This is a genomic window from Pseudomonas shirazica, from assembly GCF_015168335.1.
Lineage (GTDB): Bacteria > Pseudomonadota > Gammaproteobacteria > Pseudomonadales > Pseudomonadaceae > Aquipseudomonas > Aquipseudomonas asiatica.
Genome location: NZ_CP063456.1, coordinates 5,795,096 through 5,816,353, shown reverse-complemented (window position 1 = coordinate 5,816,353; position 21,258 = coordinate 5,795,096). Strand labels below are relative to the sequence as shown.

The 21,258-nt window shown below is 63.7% G+C and carries 18 protein-coding genes and 1 riboswitch; of the genes, 6 read left to right on the top strand and 12 right to left on the bottom strand.

Going from position 1 to position 21,258, the window contains the following annotated elements; translation table 11 throughout:
* Positions 1-54 precede the first annotated feature (54 nt).
* Positions 55-161, bottom strand: a riboswitch (TPP riboswitch).
* Positions 162-321: 160 nt separating this feature from the next.
* Positions 322-1,758 (top strand): TolC family outer membrane protein, encoded by a 1,437-nt coding sequence (locus tag IMX18_RS26730; protein WP_003258125.1) that lies wholly within the window; start codon positions 322-324, stop codon positions 1,756-1,758.
* Between the two features lie 153 nt (positions 1,759-1,911).
* Here the strand turns inward: IMX18_RS26730 and waaA are convergent, their stop codons facing one another.
* Positions 1,912-3,183 (bottom strand): lipid IV(A) 3-deoxy-D-manno-octulosonic acid transferase, encoded by a 1,272-nt coding sequence (gene waaA / locus IMX18_RS26725; protein WP_100413011.1) that lies wholly within the window; start codon positions 3,181-3,183, stop codon positions 1,912-1,914.
* A gap of 11 nt (positions 3,184-3,194) precedes the next feature.
* Entirely contained in the window at positions 3,195-4,085 is an 891-nt protein-coding gene (locus IMX18_RS26720; protein WP_013974467.1) for a LysR family transcriptional regulator, read from the bottom strand.
* Between the two features lie 87 nt (positions 4,086-4,172).
* Here IMX18_RS26720 and IMX18_RS26715 point away from each other — a divergent pair, with 87 nt between their 5' ends.
* The 4 genes from IMX18_RS26715 (at position 4,173) to IMX18_RS26700 (ending at position 7,708) form a co-directional block, all read left to right on the top strand.
* The gene (locus IMX18_RS26715) at positions 4,173-4,505 is read left to right on the top strand and encodes a DMT family transporter (protein WP_100413010.1); all 333 of its coding nucleotides are present in this window, start codon (positions 4,173-4,175) and stop codon (positions 4,503-4,505) included.
* 199 nt (positions 4,506-4,704) lie between these two features.
* Entirely contained in the window at positions 4,705-5,880 is a 1,176-nt protein-coding gene (locus tag IMX18_RS26710; RefSeq protein ID WP_015272027.1) for an NAD(P)/FAD-dependent oxidoreductase, read from the top strand.
* Positions 5,877-6,689, top strand: a complete 813-nt coding sequence (locus IMX18_RS26705; protein ID WP_100413009.1) for an aldo/keto reductase — start codon at positions 5,877-5,879, stop codon at positions 6,687-6,689. Before IMX18_RS26710 ends, IMX18_RS26705 begins: the two co-directional genes overlap by 4 nt.
* Positions 6,690-6,739: 50 nt before the next feature.
* Positions 6,740-7,708: a hypothetical protein gene (locus IMX18_RS26700; RefSeq protein WP_003257020.1), complete on the top strand. Its 969-nt coding sequence runs from the start codon at positions 6,740-6,742 to the stop codon at positions 7,706-7,708.
* A 142-nt stretch (positions 7,709-7,850) separates the two neighbouring features.
* Here the strand turns inward: IMX18_RS26700 and hldE are convergent, their stop codons facing one another.
* The 3 genes from hldE to IMX18_RS26685 form a co-directional block, all read right to left on the bottom strand.
* On the bottom strand, positions 7,851-9,272 hold the full coding sequence (gene hldE / locus IMX18_RS26695; protein ID WP_015272030.1) for a bifunctional D-glycero-beta-D-manno-heptose-7-phosphate kinase/D-glycero-beta-D-manno-heptose 1-phosphate adenylyltransferase HldE: 1,422 nt from the start codon (positions 9,270-9,272) through the stop codon (positions 7,851-7,853).
* A gap of 130 nt (positions 9,273-9,402) precedes the next feature.
* The gene (msbA, locus tag IMX18_RS26690) at positions 9,403-11,211 is read right to left on the bottom strand and encodes a lipid A export permease/ATP-binding protein MsbA (RefSeq protein ID WP_013974473.1); all 1,809 of its coding nucleotides are present in this window, start codon (positions 11,209-11,211) and stop codon (positions 9,403-9,405) included.
* A 15-nt stretch (positions 11,212-11,226) separates the two neighbouring features.
* Positions 11,227-12,402, bottom strand: a complete 1,176-nt coding sequence (locus IMX18_RS26685; protein ID WP_054572166.1) for an O-antigen ligase family protein — start codon at positions 12,400-12,402, stop codon at positions 11,227-11,229.
* Positions 12,403-12,503: 101 nt separating this feature from the next.
* On the opposite strand from IMX18_RS26685, the gene IMX18_RS26680 reads away from it, so the two are divergent.
* Entirely contained in the window at positions 12,504-13,109 is a 606-nt protein-coding gene (locus IMX18_RS26680; protein WP_015272032.1) for a serine/threonine-protein kinase, read from the top strand.
* Between the two features lie 3 nt (positions 13,110-13,112).
* On the opposite strand, the gene IMX18_RS26675 is transcribed toward IMX18_RS26680, so the two are convergent.
* From IMX18_RS26675 to IMX18_RS26645, 7 genes are all read right to left on the bottom strand, one after another.
* On the bottom strand, positions 13,113-14,204 hold the full coding sequence (locus IMX18_RS26675) for a glycosyltransferase (protein WP_189121406.1): 1,092 nt from the start codon (positions 14,202-14,204) through the stop codon (positions 13,113-13,115).
* A 37-nt stretch (positions 14,205-14,241) separates the two neighbouring features.
* Complete coding sequence (locus IMX18_RS26670) at positions 14,242-15,015, bottom strand: glycosyltransferase family 2 protein (protein WP_039612457.1); 774 nt, start codon at positions 15,013-15,015, stop codon at positions 14,242-14,244.
* Between the two features lie 65 nt (positions 15,016-15,080).
* Positions 15,081-16,037 carry a glycosyltransferase family protein gene (locus IMX18_RS26665; protein ID WP_015272035.1) on the bottom strand — a complete coding sequence of 319 codons (957 nt, stop codon included), beginning with the start codon at positions 16,035-16,037 and terminating at the stop codon, positions 15,081-15,083.
* Positions 16,038-16,085: 48 nt separating this feature from the next.
* Positions 16,086-17,489: a PIG-L deacetylase family protein gene (locus IMX18_RS26660; RefSeq protein WP_015272036.1), complete on the bottom strand. Its 1,404-nt coding sequence runs from the start codon at positions 17,487-17,489 to the stop codon at positions 16,086-16,088.
* The gene (locus IMX18_RS26655; RefSeq protein WP_217189977.1) at positions 17,486-18,382 is read right to left on the bottom strand and encodes an antimicrobial resistance protein Mig-14; all 897 of its coding nucleotides are present in this window, start codon (positions 18,380-18,382) and stop codon (positions 17,486-17,488) included. The genes IMX18_RS26660 and IMX18_RS26655 overlap by 4 nt, the downstream gene beginning before the upstream one ends.
* Positions 18,382-19,512, bottom strand: coding sequence for a glycosyltransferase (locus IMX18_RS26650; protein WP_015272038.1), 1,131 nt, complete (start codon positions 19,510-19,512; stop codon positions 18,382-18,384). Before IMX18_RS26650 ends, IMX18_RS26655 begins: the two co-directional genes overlap by 1 nt.
* A complete protein-coding gene (locus IMX18_RS26645; RefSeq protein WP_015272039.1) occupies positions 19,496-21,253 on the bottom strand; it encodes a carbamoyltransferase family protein in 1,758 nt (585 codons plus the stop codon). The genes IMX18_RS26650 and IMX18_RS26645 overlap by 17 nt, the downstream gene beginning before the upstream one ends.
* Between the last annotated feature and the right edge of the window lie 5 nt (positions 21,254-21,258).

Below are 21,258 nucleotides of genomic sequence, written 5' to 3'. Positions count from 1 at the left end.
TGAAGCTGCATGCAGCTGTGACATTCCCGGACCTGGCACAAGAGGCTCCCCGGGAAGGCGAGCAATCTTGTTCCCTACGCAGGCGCTAACCTGATCAGGTTCAACGGGATCCGCAACTTTGCGATCTCAGCCTTTGCTTCAAGGCACCCCGACAAGAACATGCGCAGTCTAGACTGGAGTGGTCGGCAAAGCCAAGCGAGTAAATGCGCGGATGATGAAAGGCACCCCGAGCGATTGTTGCCGGGTGCGCATGGCACTACACTGGCCCGTCGCTCGATACTCAACAGTTCAGTAATTAAATTTCGTACAAGGATTGCCTCTATGCTGCGCAAACTCTCACTGGCAATAGCCGTGTCTTGTGCGTCCAACGGAGTGGTCTGGGCAGCGGACGTGCCCACTACAGTGAAAACCGACCTGGTCAGCGTCTATCAGGAAGCGGTCGACAACAACGCTGACCTGGCTGCGGCCCGCGCCGATTACGGCGCCCGCCGCGAAGTGGTACCGCAGGCTCGCGCCGGGTTGCTGCCTAACCTGTCGGCCGGCGCCGAAATGCTGAACACCCGCACCAAGCTGGACGAACCATCGGCCACCAGCAACCGCAGCGGCAACACCTGGAGCGCAACCCTGGCGCAACCTATATTCCGCGCTGATCGCTGGTTCCAGTTGCAGGCAGCCGAAGCGGTCAACGAACAGGCGGCGCTGGAGCTGTCGGCGACCGAGCAGAACCTGATCCTGCAAACCGCGCAGAATTACTTCGCCGTGCTCCGTGCCCAGGACAACCTGGCCGCGACCAAGGCCGAGGAAGCGGCCTTCAAGCGCCAGCTGGACCAGTCCAACGAACGATTCGACGTCGGCCTCTCCGACAAGACCGACGTGCTGCAATCCCAGGCCAGCTACGATACAGCGCGGGCCAACCGAATCATTGCCGAGCGCCAGGTACAGGATGCCTTCGAGGCCCTGGTGACCCTGACCAACCGGGAATACACATCGATTCAAGGCGTGGTCCATACCTTGCCAGTGCAGGTGCCTACGCCCAACGACGCCAAGGCCTGGGTCGAAACCGCCGGGCGCCAGAACCTCAACCTGCTGGCCACCAACCACGCGGTCGTCGCTGCCGAGGAAACCCTGCGCCAGCGCAAGGCCGGCCACGCGCCGACCCTGGACGCAGTTGCCAAGTACCAGAAGGGTGACAACGACAACTTCGGTTTCACCAACCCCGCGCCGGCCCCCGTTACGCGCTATAGCGGCGACGTCGAGCAGACCAGCATCGGCCTGCAGTTGAACATCCCGATCTACAGCGGCGGCCTGACCAGTTCGCAGGTGCGCGAGGCCTACCAGCGCCTGAGCCAGACCGAGCAGCAGCGTGAAAGCCTGCGCCGCCAGGTGGTGGAAAACACCCGCAACCTGCACCGCGCAGTGAATACCGACGTGGAACAGGTGCAGGCGCGCAAGCAGTCGATCATCTCCAACCAGAGCGCGCTGGAAGCCACCGAGATCGGCTACCAGGTGGGTACCCGCAATATCGTCGACGTGCTTGACGCCCAGCGTCAGCTGTACACCTCGGTGCGCGACTACAACAACAGCCGCTATGACTACATCCTCGACAACCTGAGCCTGAAGCAGGCAGCCGGCACCTTGAGCCCGCAGGACCTGCAGGACCTCAAGCGGTACCTGAAGCCAGACTACAACCCGGACAAGGACTTCCTGCCGCCGGACCTGGCGGCTGCAGCGGCGAAGAACTTCGAGCGTCGCCCCTGAGATAGGGGATGTATTTTCCGCAGGGTGGGTTGCTTTTGATGGCCTCATCGCCGTCAAGCCAGCTCCCACAGGTTCTCCAACGGCCTTAAGCCTTGTGCAGTACCTGTGGGAGCTGGCTTGCCGGCGATGAGGCCAGAAAACCCAACACCAAACTCAGCGGATAAGTGCGCCCAGGCCATCGAGCAAGCGCTGCAATGCACCCTGATTGGCCCGCATTACCGCCCTGCCCGCCTCGCCCATGCGCTGCGCGTCCTGCGGCAACTCGACCAGCCGCCGCACCGCTTCGGCCAGCCCGTCGGCATCGTCCACCTGCTGCAACGCCCCCGCCTCGCGCAGCATCGCGCTGATTTCAAGGAAGTTGAACACATGCGGCCCCATCAGTACCGGCAAGGCCAGCGCCGCGGGCTCCAGCGGGTTGTGCCCGCCGGTCGCCACCAGGCTGCCACCGACGAAGGCAATGTCGGACAGGGCATAGAGGAACAGCAACTCGCCCATGGTATCGCCGAGCAATACCCGCGTCTGCGCATCGACCGGCGTGCCGGCAGAGCGCCGCACGGTGGTGAACTGTTCGCTGCACAGCGTATGCACCGCAGCGAATCGCTCGGGGTGGCGCGGCACCAGGATCAGCAGGGCATCACCATGCACCTGCAACAATTGCCGATGTGCCTGCAGGATCAACGCATCTTCACCTTCGTGGGTGCTGGCGGCGATCCACACCGGGCGCTGTGCCGCCCCCCACTGTTCACGCAATGCCTTGGCACGCGGCAACAGTTGCTCATCGATCTTCAGATCGAACTTGATCGAACCGGTGACCTGCACGCACTCCGGACGCGCACCCAGGTCACGGAAGCGCTGGGCCTCGGTTTCGGTCTGCACGGCAATCAGGCTCATCTCGGCCAGCATCGGCCGGGTCAGCCCGGCAAAGCGCCCATAGCCACGGGCCGAGCGCTCAGACAAGCGTGCGTTGGCCAGCGCTACCGGAATGCCGCGCTTCGCACACTGGTGGATGTGGTTGGGCCACAGCTCGGTTTCCATGATGATGCCCAGCTTCGGCTGCACATGGTCGAGAAAGCGCCCTGCCGCCCAAGGCAGGTCGTAGGGCAGGTAGCAATGCTGCACGCGTGGTTCGTCGGCGAACATGGCGCGAATACGCTCTGAACCGGTGGGGGTCATGCAGGTAAGCGTGATCGGCAATTCCGGGTAGGCCTTGAGCAAGGCGCGCACCATCGGTGCCGCCGCAATGCTCTCGCCCACCGATACCGCGTGCACCCAGATGCCGCCCCGGCGCATGGGCGGCAGCCTGAAAGCAAAGCGCTCGCCAATGCGTTGACCATAGGCCGGCGCCTTGCGCGCGCGCAGATAAAGGCGCAGCGCAACCAGCGGCAGGCCCAGGTGAAACAACAAAGTAAAGAGAGTTCTGTTCATGGCCGCGGAGTTTACCCGATCGCGCGCAGGTGCACCGCAAAGCGCTCGGCCAGCCACTGCGCAGCAGGCCCCAGCGGCTCGTCGCGACGCCAGGCCAGCTCCACCACCAAGGCCGGTGGCCGCCACTCGCTGTCCAGTTCGACCATGTGCGCCTGGTAGGTCGGGTACTGCACCACGTGCCGCGGCAGCCAGGCCCAGCCCAGGCCGCGCATCAGCAGTTCGGCCATGGCGTAGAAGCTGTCGGCGCGCCACACCTGCGGGCTGATCGCTTCGCCGCCGGGGTAGCCGCTTTGCTGCGGGGCAATCAACAATTGTCGGTGGCGCGCCAGTTGCTGCCGGGTAACCCGGCCTTCGCCGGCGAGCGGGTGACCGACCGCGCATACCGTGACCATTTCGACGCTACCCAAGGCGCGCCGCTCCAGCGAGGCCGGGATGCTCTCGTGGTGGAAGAACAGTCCAAGATCGGCGCGCCGCTCCACCAGCTTGCGCGCCACATCGCCCTGGGCACCGCTGGCCAGCTGCACCTCCAGGAACGGGTAGCGGCTGGCCAGTTCGTCGAGGCTGTCAATGACCGGCTGATAGGGCATGGCTTCGTCCTGGGCGACCCGCAACAAGGCCTCCTGCCCGCGCATCAGCGCCAACGCACGGCCATCCAGACGCTCGCACTGGCGCAACAGTTCGCGGGCATCTTCCAACAGGGCGCTGCCGTTCTCGGTCAGCTTGGGTTGCCGGCCACTGCTGCGCTCGAACAAGGTTACCCCCAGGTCGGTTTCGAGCAGGGCGATCGCGCTGCTGATTGCCGACTGGGCCTTGCGCTGCTCGCGGGCCACGGCAGAGAACGAGCGCAGTTCTGCAACGCGCAGGAAAGTACGCAACTGTTCAAGGTTCCAGTGCTCGGCCATCAACCTATCTCGCATAGTGATAGGTAATGACTTTACCCCATTCGGGGTGGGACTAGAATCTGCGGTCAGCTAACGGAGGATCTCGCCATGAATGCCTACACCTACCTCGCCATCGCCATCTGCGCCGAAGTCATCGCCACCGCTTCCATGAAAGCGGTGAAAGGCTTGAGTACGCCCTTGCCGTTGCTGCTGATGGTGGTTGGTTACGGCATTGCTTTCTGGATGCTGACCCTGGTGGTGCGCAGCATTCCGGTGGGGATCGCCTATGCCATCTGGTCGGGGCTGGGGATTGTGCTGATCAGTGTGGCAGCGCTGGTGATCTATGGGCAGAAGCTGGATGTGCCAGCGATGCTGGGCATGACGATGATTGTGGGCGGGGTGGTGGTGATTCAGCTGTTTTCGAAGACTGCTGGGCATTGATGTTTGCCTGATGGATTTTGGGGCCGCTTCGCGGCCCTATCGCGACACAAGGCCGCTCCTACAGAGACCGAGGCATGCGCGGGGCCTGTAGGAGCGGCCTTGTATCGCGATAGGGCTGCGCAGCAGCCCCAGGAACGCAAAGCCCACATCGGCCCGACCCTGTATACTTGCCAGCTGTCCCAGTCTTCGAGGTACCGCCATGCCATCTGCCATTTCCACTGACGTGCTGATCGTCGGCGCCGGGGTCGCAGGCCTCTGGCTCAATGCCCGCCTGCGCCGGCTGGGCTACTCGACAGTACTGGTGGAACGCGCCAGCCTTGGCGGCGCGCAGACCATCAAGTCTCAGGGCATCATCCATGGCGGCACCAAGTACGCCCTGCATGGCGCCCTCACCGGCGCTTCGGAAGCCATCGCCGACATGCCGCGACGCTGGCGCGAAGCGCTGAGCGGCAGCGGCGAGCTGGACCTGACCCGCACTCGCCTGCTGTCCGACGCCCATTACCTGTGGTCGCCTGGCACCCTGGCCGGCAATCTCACCAGTTTCTTCGCCAGCAAGGCCGTGCGTGGCAGGGTCGACCAGGTGAAGGGCGAGCAACTTCCGCCCGCGCTGCAGGACCGCGCCTTCAAGGGCAAGGTCTATCGCCTGGCCGAGCTGGTCATCGACGTGCCCAGCCTGCTGGCCAACCTGGCCGAGCTGGCAGGCGACAGCCTGCTGGCCGGTGAGCACATCGAGCCGCTGCGCGAGGGCGAAGACCTGGTTGGCCTGCGCGTCGACGAGCGCGACATCCGCGCCCAGCGTATCGTGCTCAGCGCCGGCGCCGGCACCGAGCAGCTGCTGCATGCCCTGGGCCTGAACCAGCCAGCCATGCAGACACGCCCGCTGCATATGGTGATGGCCAAGGGTGCCAACCTTAAACCGCTTTACGCCCATTGCCTGGGCGGCGGGCCGAAGCCACGGGTGACGGTGACCACCCACCCGGCCGCCGATGGCCAGTGGGTCTGGTACCTGGGTGGCGACCTGGCCGAAGCCGACGGCGTTGCCCGCGAGCCGGCTGCGCAAATCGCCGCGGCACAGAAAGAAATCGCCAGCCTGCTGCCATGGGTCGACCAGAGCCAAGTGCGCTGGGCCACCCTGCGGGTCGACCGAGCGGAACCGGCGCAATCGGGCCTGGTACGCCCGGACAACGCCTTCCTCGCCGACCAGCAACGCCTGCTGGTGGGCTGGCCGACCAAGCTGGCCCTGGCACCAGACTTCAGCGACCGGGTCATCAGCCACCTGGAGCGCGACGGTATCCGCCCACAGGCGCAGGCCGACCTGGCTGACCTGCCACGCCCACCGCTGGGCGTACCGGCCTGGGAGCAACTGCTGCCATGAGCCTGCCGACCCTGCACGACTTCCATCGCCCCTTGGGCAGCACCGGTTTAAAGGTTTCGCCGCTGGGCCTGGGCACGGTCAAGCTGGGCCGCGACCAGGGCGTCAAGTACCCTACCGGTTTCACCATCCCCGGCGACGACGAAGCCCGCCTGCTGCTGGCCCAGGCCCGCGAGCTGGGTATCAACCTGATCGACACCGCCCCAGCCTACGGCCGCAGCGAAGAACGCCTGGGCCCGCTGCTGCGCGGCCAGCGCGATGAATGGGTGATCGTCAGCAAGGTTGGCGAAGAATTCGACAACGGCCAATCGCACTTCGATTTCAGCGCCGCCCATACCCGCCGCTCGGTGGAGCGAAGCCTGCGGCGCCTGGAAACCGACCGCATCGAATTGGTGCTGGTGCATTCGGACGGCAACGACCTGGCGATCCTCGAACAGCAGGAGGTTTACCAGACCCTTGCCGAGCTCAAGCAGGAGGGCAAGATCCTCGGCTTCGGCCTGTCTGGCAAGACCGTCGCCGGCGGCCTGAAGGCACTGGAGCAAGGCGACTGCGCCATGGTCACCTACAACCTCAACGAACAGGCAGAACGCCCGGTGCTGGACTACGCTGCCGAACACGGCAAGGCCATCCTGGTGAAGAAGGCACTGGCCAGTGGGCATATCTGCCTTGCCCTGGGCGTTGACCCGGTACAAGCCAGTTTCGAGCTGCTGTTCGCCCACCCGGGCGTGAGCAGTGCTATCGTCGGCACCATCAATCCGTTGCACCTGGCCCACAACGTGGCCACCGTCGCCCGTATTCTGGGCCAGCATTGAGTTGCCCCGGGCCCATGGGCCTGGACTGACCCGACGCAAGGAGGAGCCTCGTGGCGCGAACGCTGATCCGCAAGAACCCGAGCAACTTCAAGACACTACCGCTACATGTCGAGGCCACGCCCGAAGGTCTGATCTACCAGAGCATCGGGATGCCGCTGAATTTTGCCCAGATCCAACAGCGGCGCAAGGCTATCCAGTTGCCCGACGTGCAGCGCTTCGTGGTCGAACTGGCCAACCTGGGCGTGTCGGTACGGCTGACCCTGCATTGGCAGAACCGCGATTACTGGGTGCTGGTACGTCAGCGCCGGCAAGACCGTGGCGATGTGGTCCTGAAACTGATTTCCGGCTATGTGCCGGCGCAAGAACTGAACCTGCCATTGCACACGGCTGTGCAGGAAGTGGCCGAGGAATGCTTGCTGGAAACCCCGGAAGGCTGGCTGGGCGGGCGCTTCAACGACACCTGGTTGCCGGTGCCCTACGCTGCCGCCCTGCACTACCGCGAAACGCCGCACTTCGTGCTGGCCCCGGAGTCGGGTGCCGCGCGCCCGGTGCACTGCGGCAAGCTGATGCTGCTGGAACGGCCGCGGGCGTATGTGCACTTGCCCACCGCCTCGCTGCAACTGATCTACGATATGCGCCTGCAGGTACCACGGGACGCCAAGAAGCTCAGCCTGTTCCACGTTGATGAGCGGCTGGAGGGCGACCAACTGGTGGCGCGGCTAAATCGCAAACGACCAGACCTGTACCTGATGCCATTGAAGGACGGCCAGCCACTGGCCGAGCTGTATACCGTGAAGAAGGACGAACTGGTGCCGGCAAGCACGCGCGGGCTGTACCTGGCCGAAAGTTTTGCCCGGCAGGATGGCTGGGTGGTCACGGACGAGCGGGTGCGCTGGAAGGATTGGGTGAAGCAGCAGGGATTGGTGGAGAACAAGCCGGTGCGGGCTTCACACCTGCAGCGGTTTGGCGACAAGGCTCGAGAACTGCTGGAGCGGGCGCGTACTTCGCTGCACAAGTAAGATTCCGAGGCCTGTGCCGCCCCTGTAGGAGCAGCCTTGTGCTGCGAAGAGGCCGGTAGAGCTAAAGAAATGCTTTGCCCTACCGGCCTCTTCGCAGCACAAGGCTGCTCCAACAGGTAATGAGGCAGCCTCAGCGGCTCGATCAGTTCTTGCGAATCTTCTCGACGATTGCTGTAGTCGAGCTGTTTTCGACCAGCCCCAGCACCTTCACGGTACCGCCATAGGCCTTGACGATATCGGCCCCTACCACCTGGTCGATACCATAGTCGCCACCCTTGACCAGCACGTCCGGCTTGACCTGGCTCAGCAGGTTCTCCGGTGTACCCTCGGGGAAGCTGATGACCCAGTCCACCGCCCCCAGCCCGGCCAGCACGGCCATGCGCCGGTCGACGCTGTTGATCGGCCGGCCCGGCCCTTTCAGGCGGCTGACCGAGGCATCGTCGTTGACCGCGACGATCAGGCGATCACCCTGGGCCCGCGCCTGCTCCAGGTAGGTGACATGCCCGGCATGCAGGATGTCGAAGCAGCCGTTGGTGAAGACGATCTTCTCTTTGTGCGCCCGCGCGTCATCAATGGCCAGCAGCAGTTGCTCCAGGCCGAGCACGCCGCGCTCGGAGCCTTCCTCACGCTGGATCGCCCGGCGCAGCTCGGGGGCGCTGATCGCAGCCGTACCCAGCTTGCCGACCACGATGCCCGCTGCCAGATTGGCCAGGGCCACCGCGTGGGGCAGGTCCTCGCCGGCAGCGATGGCCGCGGCGAGGGTGGAGATGACGGTATCACCGGCACCGGTCACATCGAACACTTCACGCGCCCGCGCCGGCAGGTGCAGCGCCGGCTGCCCGGTGCGCAGCAGGGTCATGCCGTGCTCGCCACGGGTCACCAACAAGGCGCCCAGGTCCAGGTCCTGCAGCAGCTGCAAGCCCTTGGCTACCAGCTCGGCCTCATCGGCGCAACGGCCGACGATGGTCTCGAACTCGCTGAGGTTGGGTGTGATCAGGCTGGCGCCACGGTAGATGGAAAAATCCTTGCCCTTGGGGTCGGCCAGCACCGGAATACCTTTGGCCCGCGCCACCTGGATCAGGCTCTGGTGGTTTTTCAGTGCGCCCTTGCCGTAGTCGGACAGGACCAGCACCTTGACGCCCTCGAGCAGGCTCTCGACCTCCGCACCCAGCGACAGCGGGTCGGTGGCGAATGGCTCTTCGAAATCGATGCGCAGCAACTGCTGGTGACGGCTCATTACCCGCAGCTTGACGATGGTCGGCTGGTGCGCGATGCGCTGGAACACCGAGCGCACGCCTGCAGCTTGCAGGCTGTTGGCCAGGCTGTCGGCGGCCTCATCCTGGCCGGTGACGCCAATCAGCGAAGCCGGTGCACCCAGGGCGGCGATGTTCAAGGCAACGTTGGCCGCGCCGCCGGGGCGATCCTCGATCTGATCGACCTTGACCACCGGGACTGGCGCTTCAGGCGAGATACGTGAAGTACCGCCATGCCAGTAGCGGTCGAGCATGACATCGCCGACCACCAGTACCGGGGCTTGATCGAAACGCGGCATGGACAACTTCATGGGCAACCCATATGGAAATAATGAACAGGGGCAGGATATTAGCACAGGGTAGACGACGGCTTTATGGCCAGATCACCCCAGGAAAATTCCCGTGACAATCGGGGCCGCGATGGCCCCGATCAACGAGGGTTCAGGTGATATCGGCCTTGGCCGGCTCATCCAGGCCCATGGCATGCAGGCGGGCATAATGGCCATTGGCAGCAAGCAGCTCGGCATGGGTGCCGCGCTCGACCAGGCGCCCCTGGTCCATGACCAGGATCTGGTCAGCTTTCTCGATGGTCGACAGACGGTGGGCGATCACCAGCGTGGTACGGCCCTGCATCACATGGTCCAGGGCAGCCTGGATATGCCGCTCGGACTCGGTATCCAGCGCCGAGGTGGCTTCGTCGAGGATCAGCAGCGGCGCATTCTTCAACAGTGCCCGGGCAATCGCCAGGCGCTGGCGCTGGCCGCCGGAGAGCAGTACGCCGTTCTCACCCACTTCGGTATCGAAGCCTTTCGGCAGCCGGTCGACGAACTCCTTGGCATAGGCATCGGCCGCAGCGGCTTCGATGTCGGCGCGCGGGGCGCCGGCCAGGTCGCCATAGGCAATGTTGTTGGCCACGGTATCGTTGAACAGGGTGACATGCTGGGTCACCTGCGAAACGTGGCGACGCAGGTTGCGCAGGCGATAGTTCTCGATCTCCACGCCATCGAGCAGGATCTGCCCCTGGTCGTGGTGATAGAAGCGCGGTATCAGCGCTGCCAGGGTAGACTTGCCACTGCCGGAGCGGCCGACCAGTGCAATCATCTGCCCTGGCTCGGCTACGAAGCTGATATCGCTCAGCACCTCACGCTCGGTACCCGGGTAGGTGAAGCTGAGGTTGCGCACCTCCAGGCGCCCTTCCACCCGCTCCTTCTCGACGGTACCGGTATCCACTTCAGGCTCTTCGTCCAGTTGCTCGAAGATGCTTTCGGCGCCGGCCAGGCCCTTCTGGATGGTCGAGCTGACTTCCGAAAGCTGACGTATCGGCTTGGGCAACAGGCCGGCGGCGGTGATGTAAGCCACCAGATCACCGGCAGTGGAATCACCGCGCAGGAACAGCACCAGGAACATCAGCGCGGCCATGGCGGTGTAGATCACCAGCTGCAGCATCGGCGTGTACAGCGAGCCGGTCTTGGTCATGTGCAACTGCTTGTCGGTATTGCTCTGGCTGGCCTTGCCGAAACGCTGCTCCTCGTAGGCCTCGCCGCCGAAGCTGCGCACCACGCGGTAGCCCTGGATGGTTTCCGAGGCAACGTGGGTGACGTCGCCCATGGCCACCTGGATTTTCTTGCTCTGCTTGCGGAATTTCTTGCTGGCGACGCTCACCATCACCGCGATTACCGGCAGGATGGCAACCATCACCAGGGTCAGGTGCCAGTTCATCCACAGCAGGTAGCCGAACAGGAACACCACGGTCAGGCCTTCGCGGATCACCACCTTGATCGCATCGGTCGCAGCACCAGTGACCATGGTCACGTTGAAGGTGATGCGCGAGATCAGGTGCCCGGAGTTGTGGTTGTCGAAGTAGCGGTTAGGCAGCACCAGCAGCTTGTTGAACAGTTCCACACGCAGGTCGTGCACCAGGCACAGGGAAACCTTGGCCAGGAAGTAGTTGCCGAGGAACGAGCCCAGACCCTGCCACGCGGCGATCAGGATAATCAGCAGCGGCACCGCCTGCAGCAGTTGCAGGTCGCGCAGGTAGGGGACGTTTGGGAACAACACCGCTTCGGGGTTGCTCAGCCCATCTACGAAATACTTCAGGATCCCGGCCAGCATCGGCTGGGTCGAGGCAAAGATCACGAAACCGATGATGCTCAGCAGGAAAATGCCGACATAGGGTTTCACATAGCTCAGCAGCCGGAAGTAGATCTTCAGGCTGGAGGTGTGTTCCGCCGGTCGCGGTGTTTCGGCCATTATCAAGCTCGCTGTTCAGGTTGAACCGGAAATTTTACCACAGGCATCATTTTCGGCACTCCCCCATGGCAACAACATGGCCAGGCCAACGGGCAGCCAGCTGATGAACCATTCGGCACGTGGCGTACCAGTGAGGCTGGCGGCATCGAACTGCATGGCCAGGGTGGAGTAGACCCAGAAACCGAGCAGGATCTTGCCGAACAACGTGCCACGTGCGCGGACGATTTCGCCCAAGGTGTACAGCCACACCATGACCCACAGCAGCATGCCAGGCAGGCCCAACTCCACTGCGATGTGGGTGAACATGTTGTGGGTGTGGTCGAAGTGCTTGCCCACTGCACTCACGTCGTAGGCAGCGCCCAGGCCAAGGCCGGTCCAGGGATGTGCGGCGATCATGTCGACCACGGCGTGGAAGATTTCCGGCCGGTAGGACGAACCGCGCTGGGCGATCAGGTCGTACACGAGATAGAAGGCCAGGCCGGTGGCGATGGCCGCCAGCACGGCAAACATCCGGCTGTGGCGGTCACGGAACCACAACGGGGCCAGGATCACGGTGAGCACCAGGGCCAGGATTGCCCCACGGCTCTGGCTGAGCATGGCAAACAACCCCAGGCACACCAGCGCCACCAGCCACAACAACTGCAGGCCACGTTGCCGCGGCGGCTCGTAAAGCAGGAAGAGCACGGCCGAACCGATGACATAGGCACCCAGAATGGGGTGCGATATCTCGCCGATGCCCTCCAGCCGGGCCAGCAGAGGCATGCCCAGCACGCCGTAGAAATGGATTACCGAGATCAATGCGGCAACGGCCAGCAAGGCGCTGCCGGCCAGCAACAGCTGACGAATGCGGGCCTGGCCAAGCTGGCCCAGCAGCGGGAACGCCAGCAGGAATACCAGGATGTAGAGCAGGCGCTTGGCCTCGCGCCCCGGGTTTTCCGCGGCCGACCAGACCAGGCTGAGCCCGCTCCACACCAGCAGCAGCAACACACTCCCCCACAAGGCCGGCTGACGCCGCCAGGCCTGCACTATTACGTGCCTTGCGGACCACGCCATTACCAGCGTCGGCAACCACAGGAACAACACCAGCCCTTGCTGATAAACCTTGTTGCTCGGTGCCAGGGCAATCGCTGCCAGGAACCAGACCAGACCAAACCCCAACCAGGCTTGCGCCCAGTTTTTTTGATACAACATCCTTTCCCCCGATGAATCAAAGACACCATCCAATGGTGCTACAACATTATTTTCGGCATTATTGCCGGTCATTCTGTTCGCCCGACGACAAGGCTCTATTCATGCAATGCTCCCGGCTCCCCCAGGTCGACTTCGATCAGCTGACACAAGGCGCACAGGTGCTTGAGGCAGATAGCCATGGCGCCAAAGTCTACCTGCTCGCGGATGGTAATTTCCTCAAGGTTTTTCGTAGGAAGCGGCTGATTTCATCTGCACTGCTGCGCCCGTACTCGCAGCGCTTCGTCGACAACGCCGCACGCCTTGCACAACTGGGCATCCCCACCCTGGAGGTGATCAGCCAGCACAAGCTCGACCTGCCAGGGCGTACCGCCGTGCTGTACCGCCCGCTGCCAGGGCGCACCTTGCTGCAGATGTCGCGCGATGAGGGTTTCAGCTGGGACACCTACCTGCCGCGCCTGATCGAACTGATCCGCCAGCTGCATCGCAGCGGCGTGTACTTCCGCTCGTTGCACCTGGGTAATGTGGTGGTCACCCCCGACCAGCAACTGGGCCTGATCGACGTTGCCGACATGCGCTTCCTGCGTCCGCCGCTGTCGGCGCGCATGATTCGGCGCAATGTGCAGCATATGGTGCGTTATATCGAGCGGGAGAACCTGGGTGACCGGTTCCCCCTTGCCGCCTTCGAGGCAGCCCTGCTGGCACGCTGAGCGTCAACTGCGCAGCAGGCTTTGCGAGCCATTGCAGAATGCTTGCCAGGCCTGCTCCGGGGCCAGCGCCTGGCGCTGCCGGGCAGCTACCGCCGGGGCACCGAGCACCGAGCAACGCTCGATCGCCTCGGCCCAGGCATTTTCATTGGCAACGGGCAGGTAGCCACCGGTGTCCTGCAACTGCTCGCGGAACACCTGCAGGTCGCTGCATACCACCGGCACGTCGGCCATGACCGCCTCCTGTACCACCAGCCCCAGGCCTTCGGAGCGCGAAGGCACCAATAGCCAGTCGAAGGCCCGGTACAGCTGCTGCAGGTCGTCGCGGTGACCGCTCAGGTGAACGCGCCCGGCCAGGCCCAGCGCGTCGATACGGGCTTGCAGCACCTCACGCAGAGGGCCTTCGCCGATGATTGCCAACTGCAGGTCCGACTGCCGCATACAGGCCTTGGCGAACGCCTCGATCAGCATCTCGAAACCTTTGCTTTCCACCAGTCGCCCGACCGCGCCCAGCATCACCCCGGTTACCTGGGGCAGCTGCAGGGCTTGCCTGGCCGCCTCCCGGCTCAACAACGGTTCGGCGAAAGCCAGCGGGTCAAGGGCCATGCGCAAGGTCTGCACCGGCCTGCCCAGGTCGTGTTCGAGTGACGTGGCAAGTGTCTGTGAAACGGCGGCGATGCTCAGACGCTCGGCCGGAAACATGCGCAGCAGGCGCACATCACTGGGATTCAGGCGCGTCTTGCCGTGGAACAGCACCTTGGCACGTACCTGCGGAACCTGCTGCAACAATGGCAACACCAACCGCGCCACACCGACACCGTCGAGCAGCACGACTTCAGCCTGGGCCTCGTTCAGCGCCTTGCGCAAGCGCATGCGCAACCATGGGCGCAACAGGCGCCAGAAGTGCCGCCCTTTCAGCGCCCGTGACGGCATATGCCACTCCCGGGTCGAGCCAAGCCCACAGCAAAGCCCGCTACCCAGCAGCAGCCAGTTACTGATCCGGGCATCGGCACCCGCGTGCGACAGCACCTGCCGATGCACCTTGTGGATGGACATGTACGGCGTTCCACCCGCCCACATCACATTGACGATGTTCATGGGCCCTCTCCCGCTCATGTCAGGTGGGACAGCGACTTCACTGAACAAAAATGGTGATTCCCATGCCAATCACGGCACCCGCCACCAGCGTCAATGCCAACTTTATCCGATCACGTTTACGACGTTTGGCCTTGCGTTCCACTTCGATGGGCAAGGTCACGTGATTACCAAATCCAGTGTGCAATACTGCATCACCCTCCAAGGTGACCGCTGTCAGGTTTAACTCAGAATAACGCCGGGAAAGTGCCTTCTCTCCAGCATAGGCGGCAAATGGCGCGCAACGCTGGTAATCGCTCAAACGGCGCAACCCGGGGTTGAGCGAAAACGCCTGCCACTCGGCCTTATCGGACAGCAGTGGGTAGCAAGGCACCCCGGCGATCACCCGGCGATCACCCAGGTGAATGTAAGGGCTGTGGATGGCCAGGTCATGGGCATGGCTGCGCAGCCACACCTGCAGCAGATCAGGGCTGACCTCCAGAATGGCCCGGGAGTCTTCGACGAAGCCCTGGCGATAGAAGTGCCAGTCGTCCTCGCAGTGAAAGATGTAGGGCGTCTTGACGTGGCTGTAGGCCAGGTCGATAGACGGCAACTGGCCCAACTTGGGCCGGTTTACGAACACCTTGCAGTGCGGTTTCCAGTGCTCAGGCACAGCGGCATGCACGGCATCGTCACCGGAATCTTCGGTGATGAACACTTCGCGAATGGGCGCGGTATTGTAGCGATCGAAACTCTCAAGGGTATCTTTGAGCAGATCGAACCGCCCACAACTGGTCACGACGAGCGTGACATCACTCTCATTTGAAAAGCGCACCGGACTCCCTCCGCATTGCGACTTCGACTTCCAACGCCCGTTCCACAGGCGCGAAAGTTCTTATGTTAGATGCCCAGCTTCAGGCGCAGCCGCTGCCATGCAGACAACGGCGGATGGGGCCTGAGCGCCGGGCGCATGTGGTCGACGATGCTACGTCCAACAGCCCCGAAACTGAAACGGGAAACCGCCAGGTGGCGACCATTTTCTGCAATCTGCCGGGCCAGTTCAGGGTCCGCGCGCAAACGGCGGAGCTTTTCCTGAAGGGTCGGGATGCTGTCATAGAACACCACGTTGTGCATGTCCTGCAGGCCCAGTGCGCGGTTCTCTTCCTCGCCCTGGTCATACGCCAGCAACACACAGCCACAGGCCATGGCTTCGAAGTTCTTGATCATGTATTCGCCCATGCCGACGTCGGCACTGACGAAGAAGCGGATCCGGTTGAGTGTGTTGCAGTAGTCTTCACCCGATTTGGTACGGGTCACCACCAGGTTCTCGACCCGGCCCAGCTCGTCCAGCAGTGCCTTGCGGCCGCTGTAGGCCACGCTGTTGGTGCTGCCGACGAAGGCCAGTTCGATGTCGCGCTCACGCCCCTGGTCGGCCAGCAGTTGCTCGTCGTAGCCCTTGGGCACGAACACGGCGTCGAAACCTTCCTGACGCAGGCGCTCGCTGACCATGTAGCCTGAGCTGATCACCCGCGCCCAGGGCAATTTGCGGTAATGGGCGCTGAACTTGCCCGTGTACTTGCACGGGATGTAGTTCTGGTAGGCATCGTGCTCGAGGATGACCAGGTTCGGCACCGTACGGATGAATGCCGCCTGACGGATTTCCTGTTTGAAACGCAGGAAGAAAACAATGCGGTCATAACGCTCGACCTGCACTTCACGCTTGAAATAGCGGCGCAGGTTGCGCTGGTCTTCGCTGGTCAACCAGCGCAGGTCGCACTCGCAGTTGGCCGCGACGCCATCGTACAGGCGGTCGAGAATCGCCCGCTGTTCCTTCTGCACCAGAAATAGGACTTTCATTGGGTTCCTTGGGCGCTCTGCGCCATCGCGGTCAACCATGGGGCGCGCCTACAGCTCACGCCGCCAGAACAGTTCATGTCGGCGCACGGCCTTGCGGAAGAATTCGTTCTCGCCGTAAGGCGACGACCGCCGCCCGGCCAACCAGCGCTGCAACAAGCGGCGCAGGCGGCGTTTGAACGGTGCTGGCGGCTGTAGGTCGTGCATCATGCCCAGGGCCATGGCCTTGTCGCGCTGGGTCGCAAGGTCCAGTACCAGGCTGCAAGGAGCCCAGGCCTGGACAGCTTCCAGCTGTGGCGGCAGGGCCACGCCATCACCACTGTCGCCCATCGGCCAGCGGTCGTTGTCATGCAGGTGGTTGGCGTAGCACAGCAGGGTTTGCGGCTGCCAGGCCAGGCCTTGCAAGGCTTCCAGCACCGCTGCCTGGGCACAGATGTGGTCGGGGTGCGGGTCGAGCTGCGGGTGCGGCATCACCAGCACCTCTGGCCTGGCCATTTCCAGCAAGGCCCGCAGGTCGGCGAGCAGGTTGCGCCAGGTCGGCGCGCCATCGACATCGGCCGGCAGCGGGAACGGGTTGAATCGGCGGAATACGCGAATGTCGGCGAGGTCGGCCTCGCGAGAAGCGGCCGGCTGGTCTGGCGCAGCCTGCATGGCAGGCAGTTGCAGACAGAAGTAGCCCAGCTGCACGCAACGCGATTCCGCCACACCGGCCCAGCGTGGCACGGCGACACTATCCCAGGCCCTCAGGCGGCCCTTCAGGCGCGCGGCCTCGGCCTTTGCCAAGCCCATCTGCTGATAGTGCTCGGCCTCGATTTCACCAGCGGTCAGGGTCACTACCCAGGTTTCGTCGGCCTGGCTGTAAAGGCCGTAAGCGGCCAGCTCGGCATCATCGGCATGCGGCGCGATCACCATCACCCGGCGCCGTTGCAGCTCGACCGCCGGGGTTATCCACAAGCGCGGCTGGCCCGCCAGCCGGCAATGCCGGCCACGCAGGCGCAACGCGCCAGCCTGCAGAGGTGCGGCGAGGCCGGTGAGGTTGAGGAAGCGCACGCCATCGACGCCACGCTCGAAGGTTTGCCGGTCGGCCTGCTCGCCAGCCACCAGCTCGACCTGCGGGTCCAGGAAGCGCCCCATCCAGCTGCTTTTTACCCGCAGCTCGAGGACCAGGGTTTCGTTGCCCTGCAGCACGCACTCAGCCTTGAGCAAGCCGCCGCTCAGGCTGGCAGGAGCCTCCCGGGTCAACTCGCCGAAGTCGTAGGCGTAGTCCTCACCTGGCGCGTAGAACAGGTGGTCGGCAAACCAGGCCTCGTGGGCCGCCCACAACAGCGGCAACAGCAGCAGTGGCAACCACCACCAGCTGAACGCACCTATGGCCACCAGCGCGACCAGGCCCGCCAACAGGCCCAGGCGCTTGTTGCGCCGGTGGCGCTTGAGCAACTGCTGCTTGCGACTCACGCCTGATACACCTGCACGGGGTTGCACCAGCGGTCCTTGTACTCGCGGTCGGCACGGCCGAACGAGAACCGCAGCGGCTTGTTGCGCGCACGGGCGTCTTCCCAGGCGGCCTGGGTATTGAGGAAGCTCAGCACGCTGCCGGGGCTGAAGGCCTTGGTTTCAGGGTCGACACCACCATTGATGTACTCGACGCTGATCCATTCCGGCGCTTCGACACGGTAAACCAGCTGGATGGCAATCGGCTTGCCGTCCAACAGCAGCACCGAGCCGATCAGCAGCTCGCGCAGGCGTTCCAGCACCTCGGCCATGCGCTCGGCACCGGTGGCAGGGAAGCCCCAGCGGCGCTGGAACAGGTCGCAGTACATGCTGGCGATTTCCTGCGCGCTGAAGTCGCCGATCGGGCGCACCACACCGCCCGCCTCTTCCAGCAGGCGCAGTTCGCGGCGCTGGTTGTAGCGGAACTTCTTCGACAGGTCTTCGTGGGCGCGGGCCATGGCCAGCTGTTCCTTCTGCACCTTGAGGCCGCTGAAGCGGCCCTGGTTCAGTTCGGACAGGTAGCGCGCGGCATGGCGCAACGGTGCAGCGGCATCGGCCGCCGCCGGCAGGATGATCTCGGCGTTGCCCAGGTCGAACAGGGCCTTTTTGCCGGCACGCTTGAGCACGTCCTTGGACAGCGCAAGGTGGCGCCCCCAGGTAGGAATGGCGGCTTTCAGCTCGCCGGCCTGGTGCCAGCCCAGATAACGCACAGGGATCTGCGCCAGGTCCGCCAGCTGCTCGACCACCTGGGGATGGGTGGCGACACTGCCACCAAACCGGGCCCATGCCTCGGCATAGGCCTTGGCGTCGATAACTTGCCAACCGCGTTCGCGGAAGGCCTGGATACGGTTGAGCATCAGGCCTGCCCCACCAACGCGCGGACTTGCGGCAGTTGCCAGAATGCTTCGCGCACCGCCTGGTCGGAAAAGCGTTCACGCAGGCGCTGCAGCATGTGCTCGGCACAGGCCTGGCGTTGCTGCCCATCGAGCACAGCCATGTGTTTCAGGCCCTGGGCCAATTGCCCCGCATCGCCCAGAGGGAACAGCACGCCAACACCCTCCACCACTTCGCGGGCACCACCACAGGCCGTGGCCAGTACCGGCACACCGGCGACCATGGCTTCGAGCAGGACCATGCCGAACGGCTCATGGTCGGAGCTCAGGGCGAATACGTCGAATGCCTGGAAGTAACGGCGCGCATCCGGCACCTGGCCAAGGAAGTCCACTTGCCCGGCAATGCCCAGCTCGGCGGCCAGGGCCTTGAGCCTGGCTTCCAGGCGCCCCTTGCCAAGGATTGCCAGGCGGGCGCCAGCCGGCAGCCCCGGTAGCGCTTCGGCAAAGCCACGCAGCAGGGTGGCCTGGTCCTTGTCCGGGTGCAGGCGCCCGACGTTACCGACAATCCACGCCTGTGCGTCCAGCCCCAAGGCCTGACGGGCCTCGGCGCGTGGCACCAGGGCCGCTTGCAGGGCGTCGATGTCGATGCGGTTGTACAAGGTCTGGATACGCTCTGCCGGCCACTGCGGCAGACAGCGGCGCATGTCGTCACGCACTGCGTCCGACACGCCCAGCAAGCTCAGGCGTTTGCTGAACAGGTTGGCGAAGATGCGTCGCCCCTTGCGCTCGTAGTCACCGAAAGCATGGTGCACGCCGATCACCGGCAAGCCGGTGCCCAGCAACGCCACGTAGATCGGCTTGAAGCGATGGGCGATGCAGAAGGCGAAATTGCGCTCGGCGGCGATCCGCCGCAATGCACGGATGGCGCCGAGTTTCAGGCCGCGCACAGCCTTGGAGCTGAACTCCAGGAACAGCACCTCGTCCGACGCACAGCCAGCCGCTACCTGCGGGTCGGCGGCGCCGGTGAGGAACACCGTGGTGACCTGGTAGCCACGCCCCTGGAACAGGCTGGCGTATTGACGGGCGCAGTCCAGGAACGGCCCGTCATAGCCATGGCAGAACTGCAGGATGCGCGGTTCAGAGCGGCTGGTCATACGGGGCCGCGCCGTCCTTCACAACCAGGATGTCTTCCATGATCAGGTACTGCAGGTCCGAGCCGAAGAACATGTTCAGGGCGTCGGTCGGCGAGCAGATCATCGGTTCACCACGGCGGTTCAGCGAGGTGTTTAGCGACACTCCGTTGCCCGTCAGGTCTTCCAGTGCCTTCATCATGTCGTAGTAGCGCGGGTTGTACTCGCGCTTGAGCACCTGGGCACGCGAAGTGCCGTCCTCGTGGACCACTTCCGGCACGCGGGTCTTCCACTCTTCAGCCACTTCGAAGGTGAAGGTCATGAACGGCGCCGGGTGGTCGACCTTGATCATCTGCGGGGCGACGGTGTCGAGCATCGACGGGCAGAAAGGTCTCCAGCGTTCGCGGAACTTGATCTGCTCGTTGATGCGGTCGGCTACGCCCGGCACGCTCGGGCAACCAATGATCGAACGGCCGCCCAGGGCACGGGGGCCGAATTCCATGCGGCCCTGGAACCAGGCCACCGGGTTGCCATCGACCATGATTTTGGCGATGCGCTGCGGCATGTCGTCGAGCTTGCGCCACTTCGGTGCGTTCGGGTGACGGGCACAGGCAGCGATCACGTCTTCGTTGGAGTACGAAGGGCCGAGGTAGACGTGTTCCATCTTCTCGACCGGTACGCCACGAGCGTGGGAAACGTAGGCGGCAGCACCCACGGCGGTACCGGCGTCACCGGAAGCCGGCTGAACGAACAGCTCTTTCAGGTCTGGGCGGGCAATGATCTTCTGGTTGAGCTTGACGTTCAGCGCGCAACCGCCGGCAAAGGCCAGCTTGCCGGTTTCACGCAGGATGTCGCCCAGGTAGTGGTCGATCATCTGCAGGGCGATCTTTTCGAACAGTGCCTGCATGCTGGCCGCGTAATGGATGTACGGCTCGTCGGCGATGTCCCCTTCGCGCTTGGGGCCCAGCCACTCGATCAGTTTCGGCGAAAAGTAGAAGCCCTTGCCCTTCTCTTTATAGCGGCGCAGGCCAATGACGTTGGCGTATTCGGTGTTGATCACCAGTTCGCCGTTTTCGAAGCTGGCCAGACGCGAGAAGTCGTACTTGCTGGCGTCACCATACGGCGCCATGCCCATGACCTTGAACTCGCCATCGAGCATCTCGAAGCCGAGGAACTCGGTGATTGCGCCGTACAGGCCGCCAAGCGAGTCCGGGTCGAAGAATTCCTTGATCTTGTGGATCTTGCCGTTTTCGCCGTAGCCAAAGAAGGTGGTGGCGTATTCGCCCTTACCGTCGATGCCGAGGATTGCGGTTTTTTCCTTGAACCCCGAGCAGTGGTAGGCACTGGAGGCATGGGCCAGGTGGTGCTCGACGGGCTCGATCTTCACCTTTTTCGGGTCGAAGCCCAGTTGCTCCAGGCACCAGACGATCTTCTTGCGGTAGCGCTTGTAGCGACGGTTGCCCATCAGAATAGCGTCGAGGGCGCGATCCGGGGCGTACCAGTAGCGCTTGGCATAATGCCAGCGCGCCTTGCCGAACAGGCTGATCGGGGCGAACGGGATGGCTACCACGTCGACGTCGGATGGCTTGATGCCAGCCTGTTCCAGGCAGAACTTCGCCGACTCGTAGGGCATGCGGTTCTTCGCATGCTTGTCACGCACGAAGCGCTCTTCTTCGGCGGCGGCAATCAGTTTGCCGTCAATGTACAAGGCCGCGGAAGGGTCATGGCTAAGGGCGCCGGACAGGCCAAGAATCGTCAATGCCAAGGGAT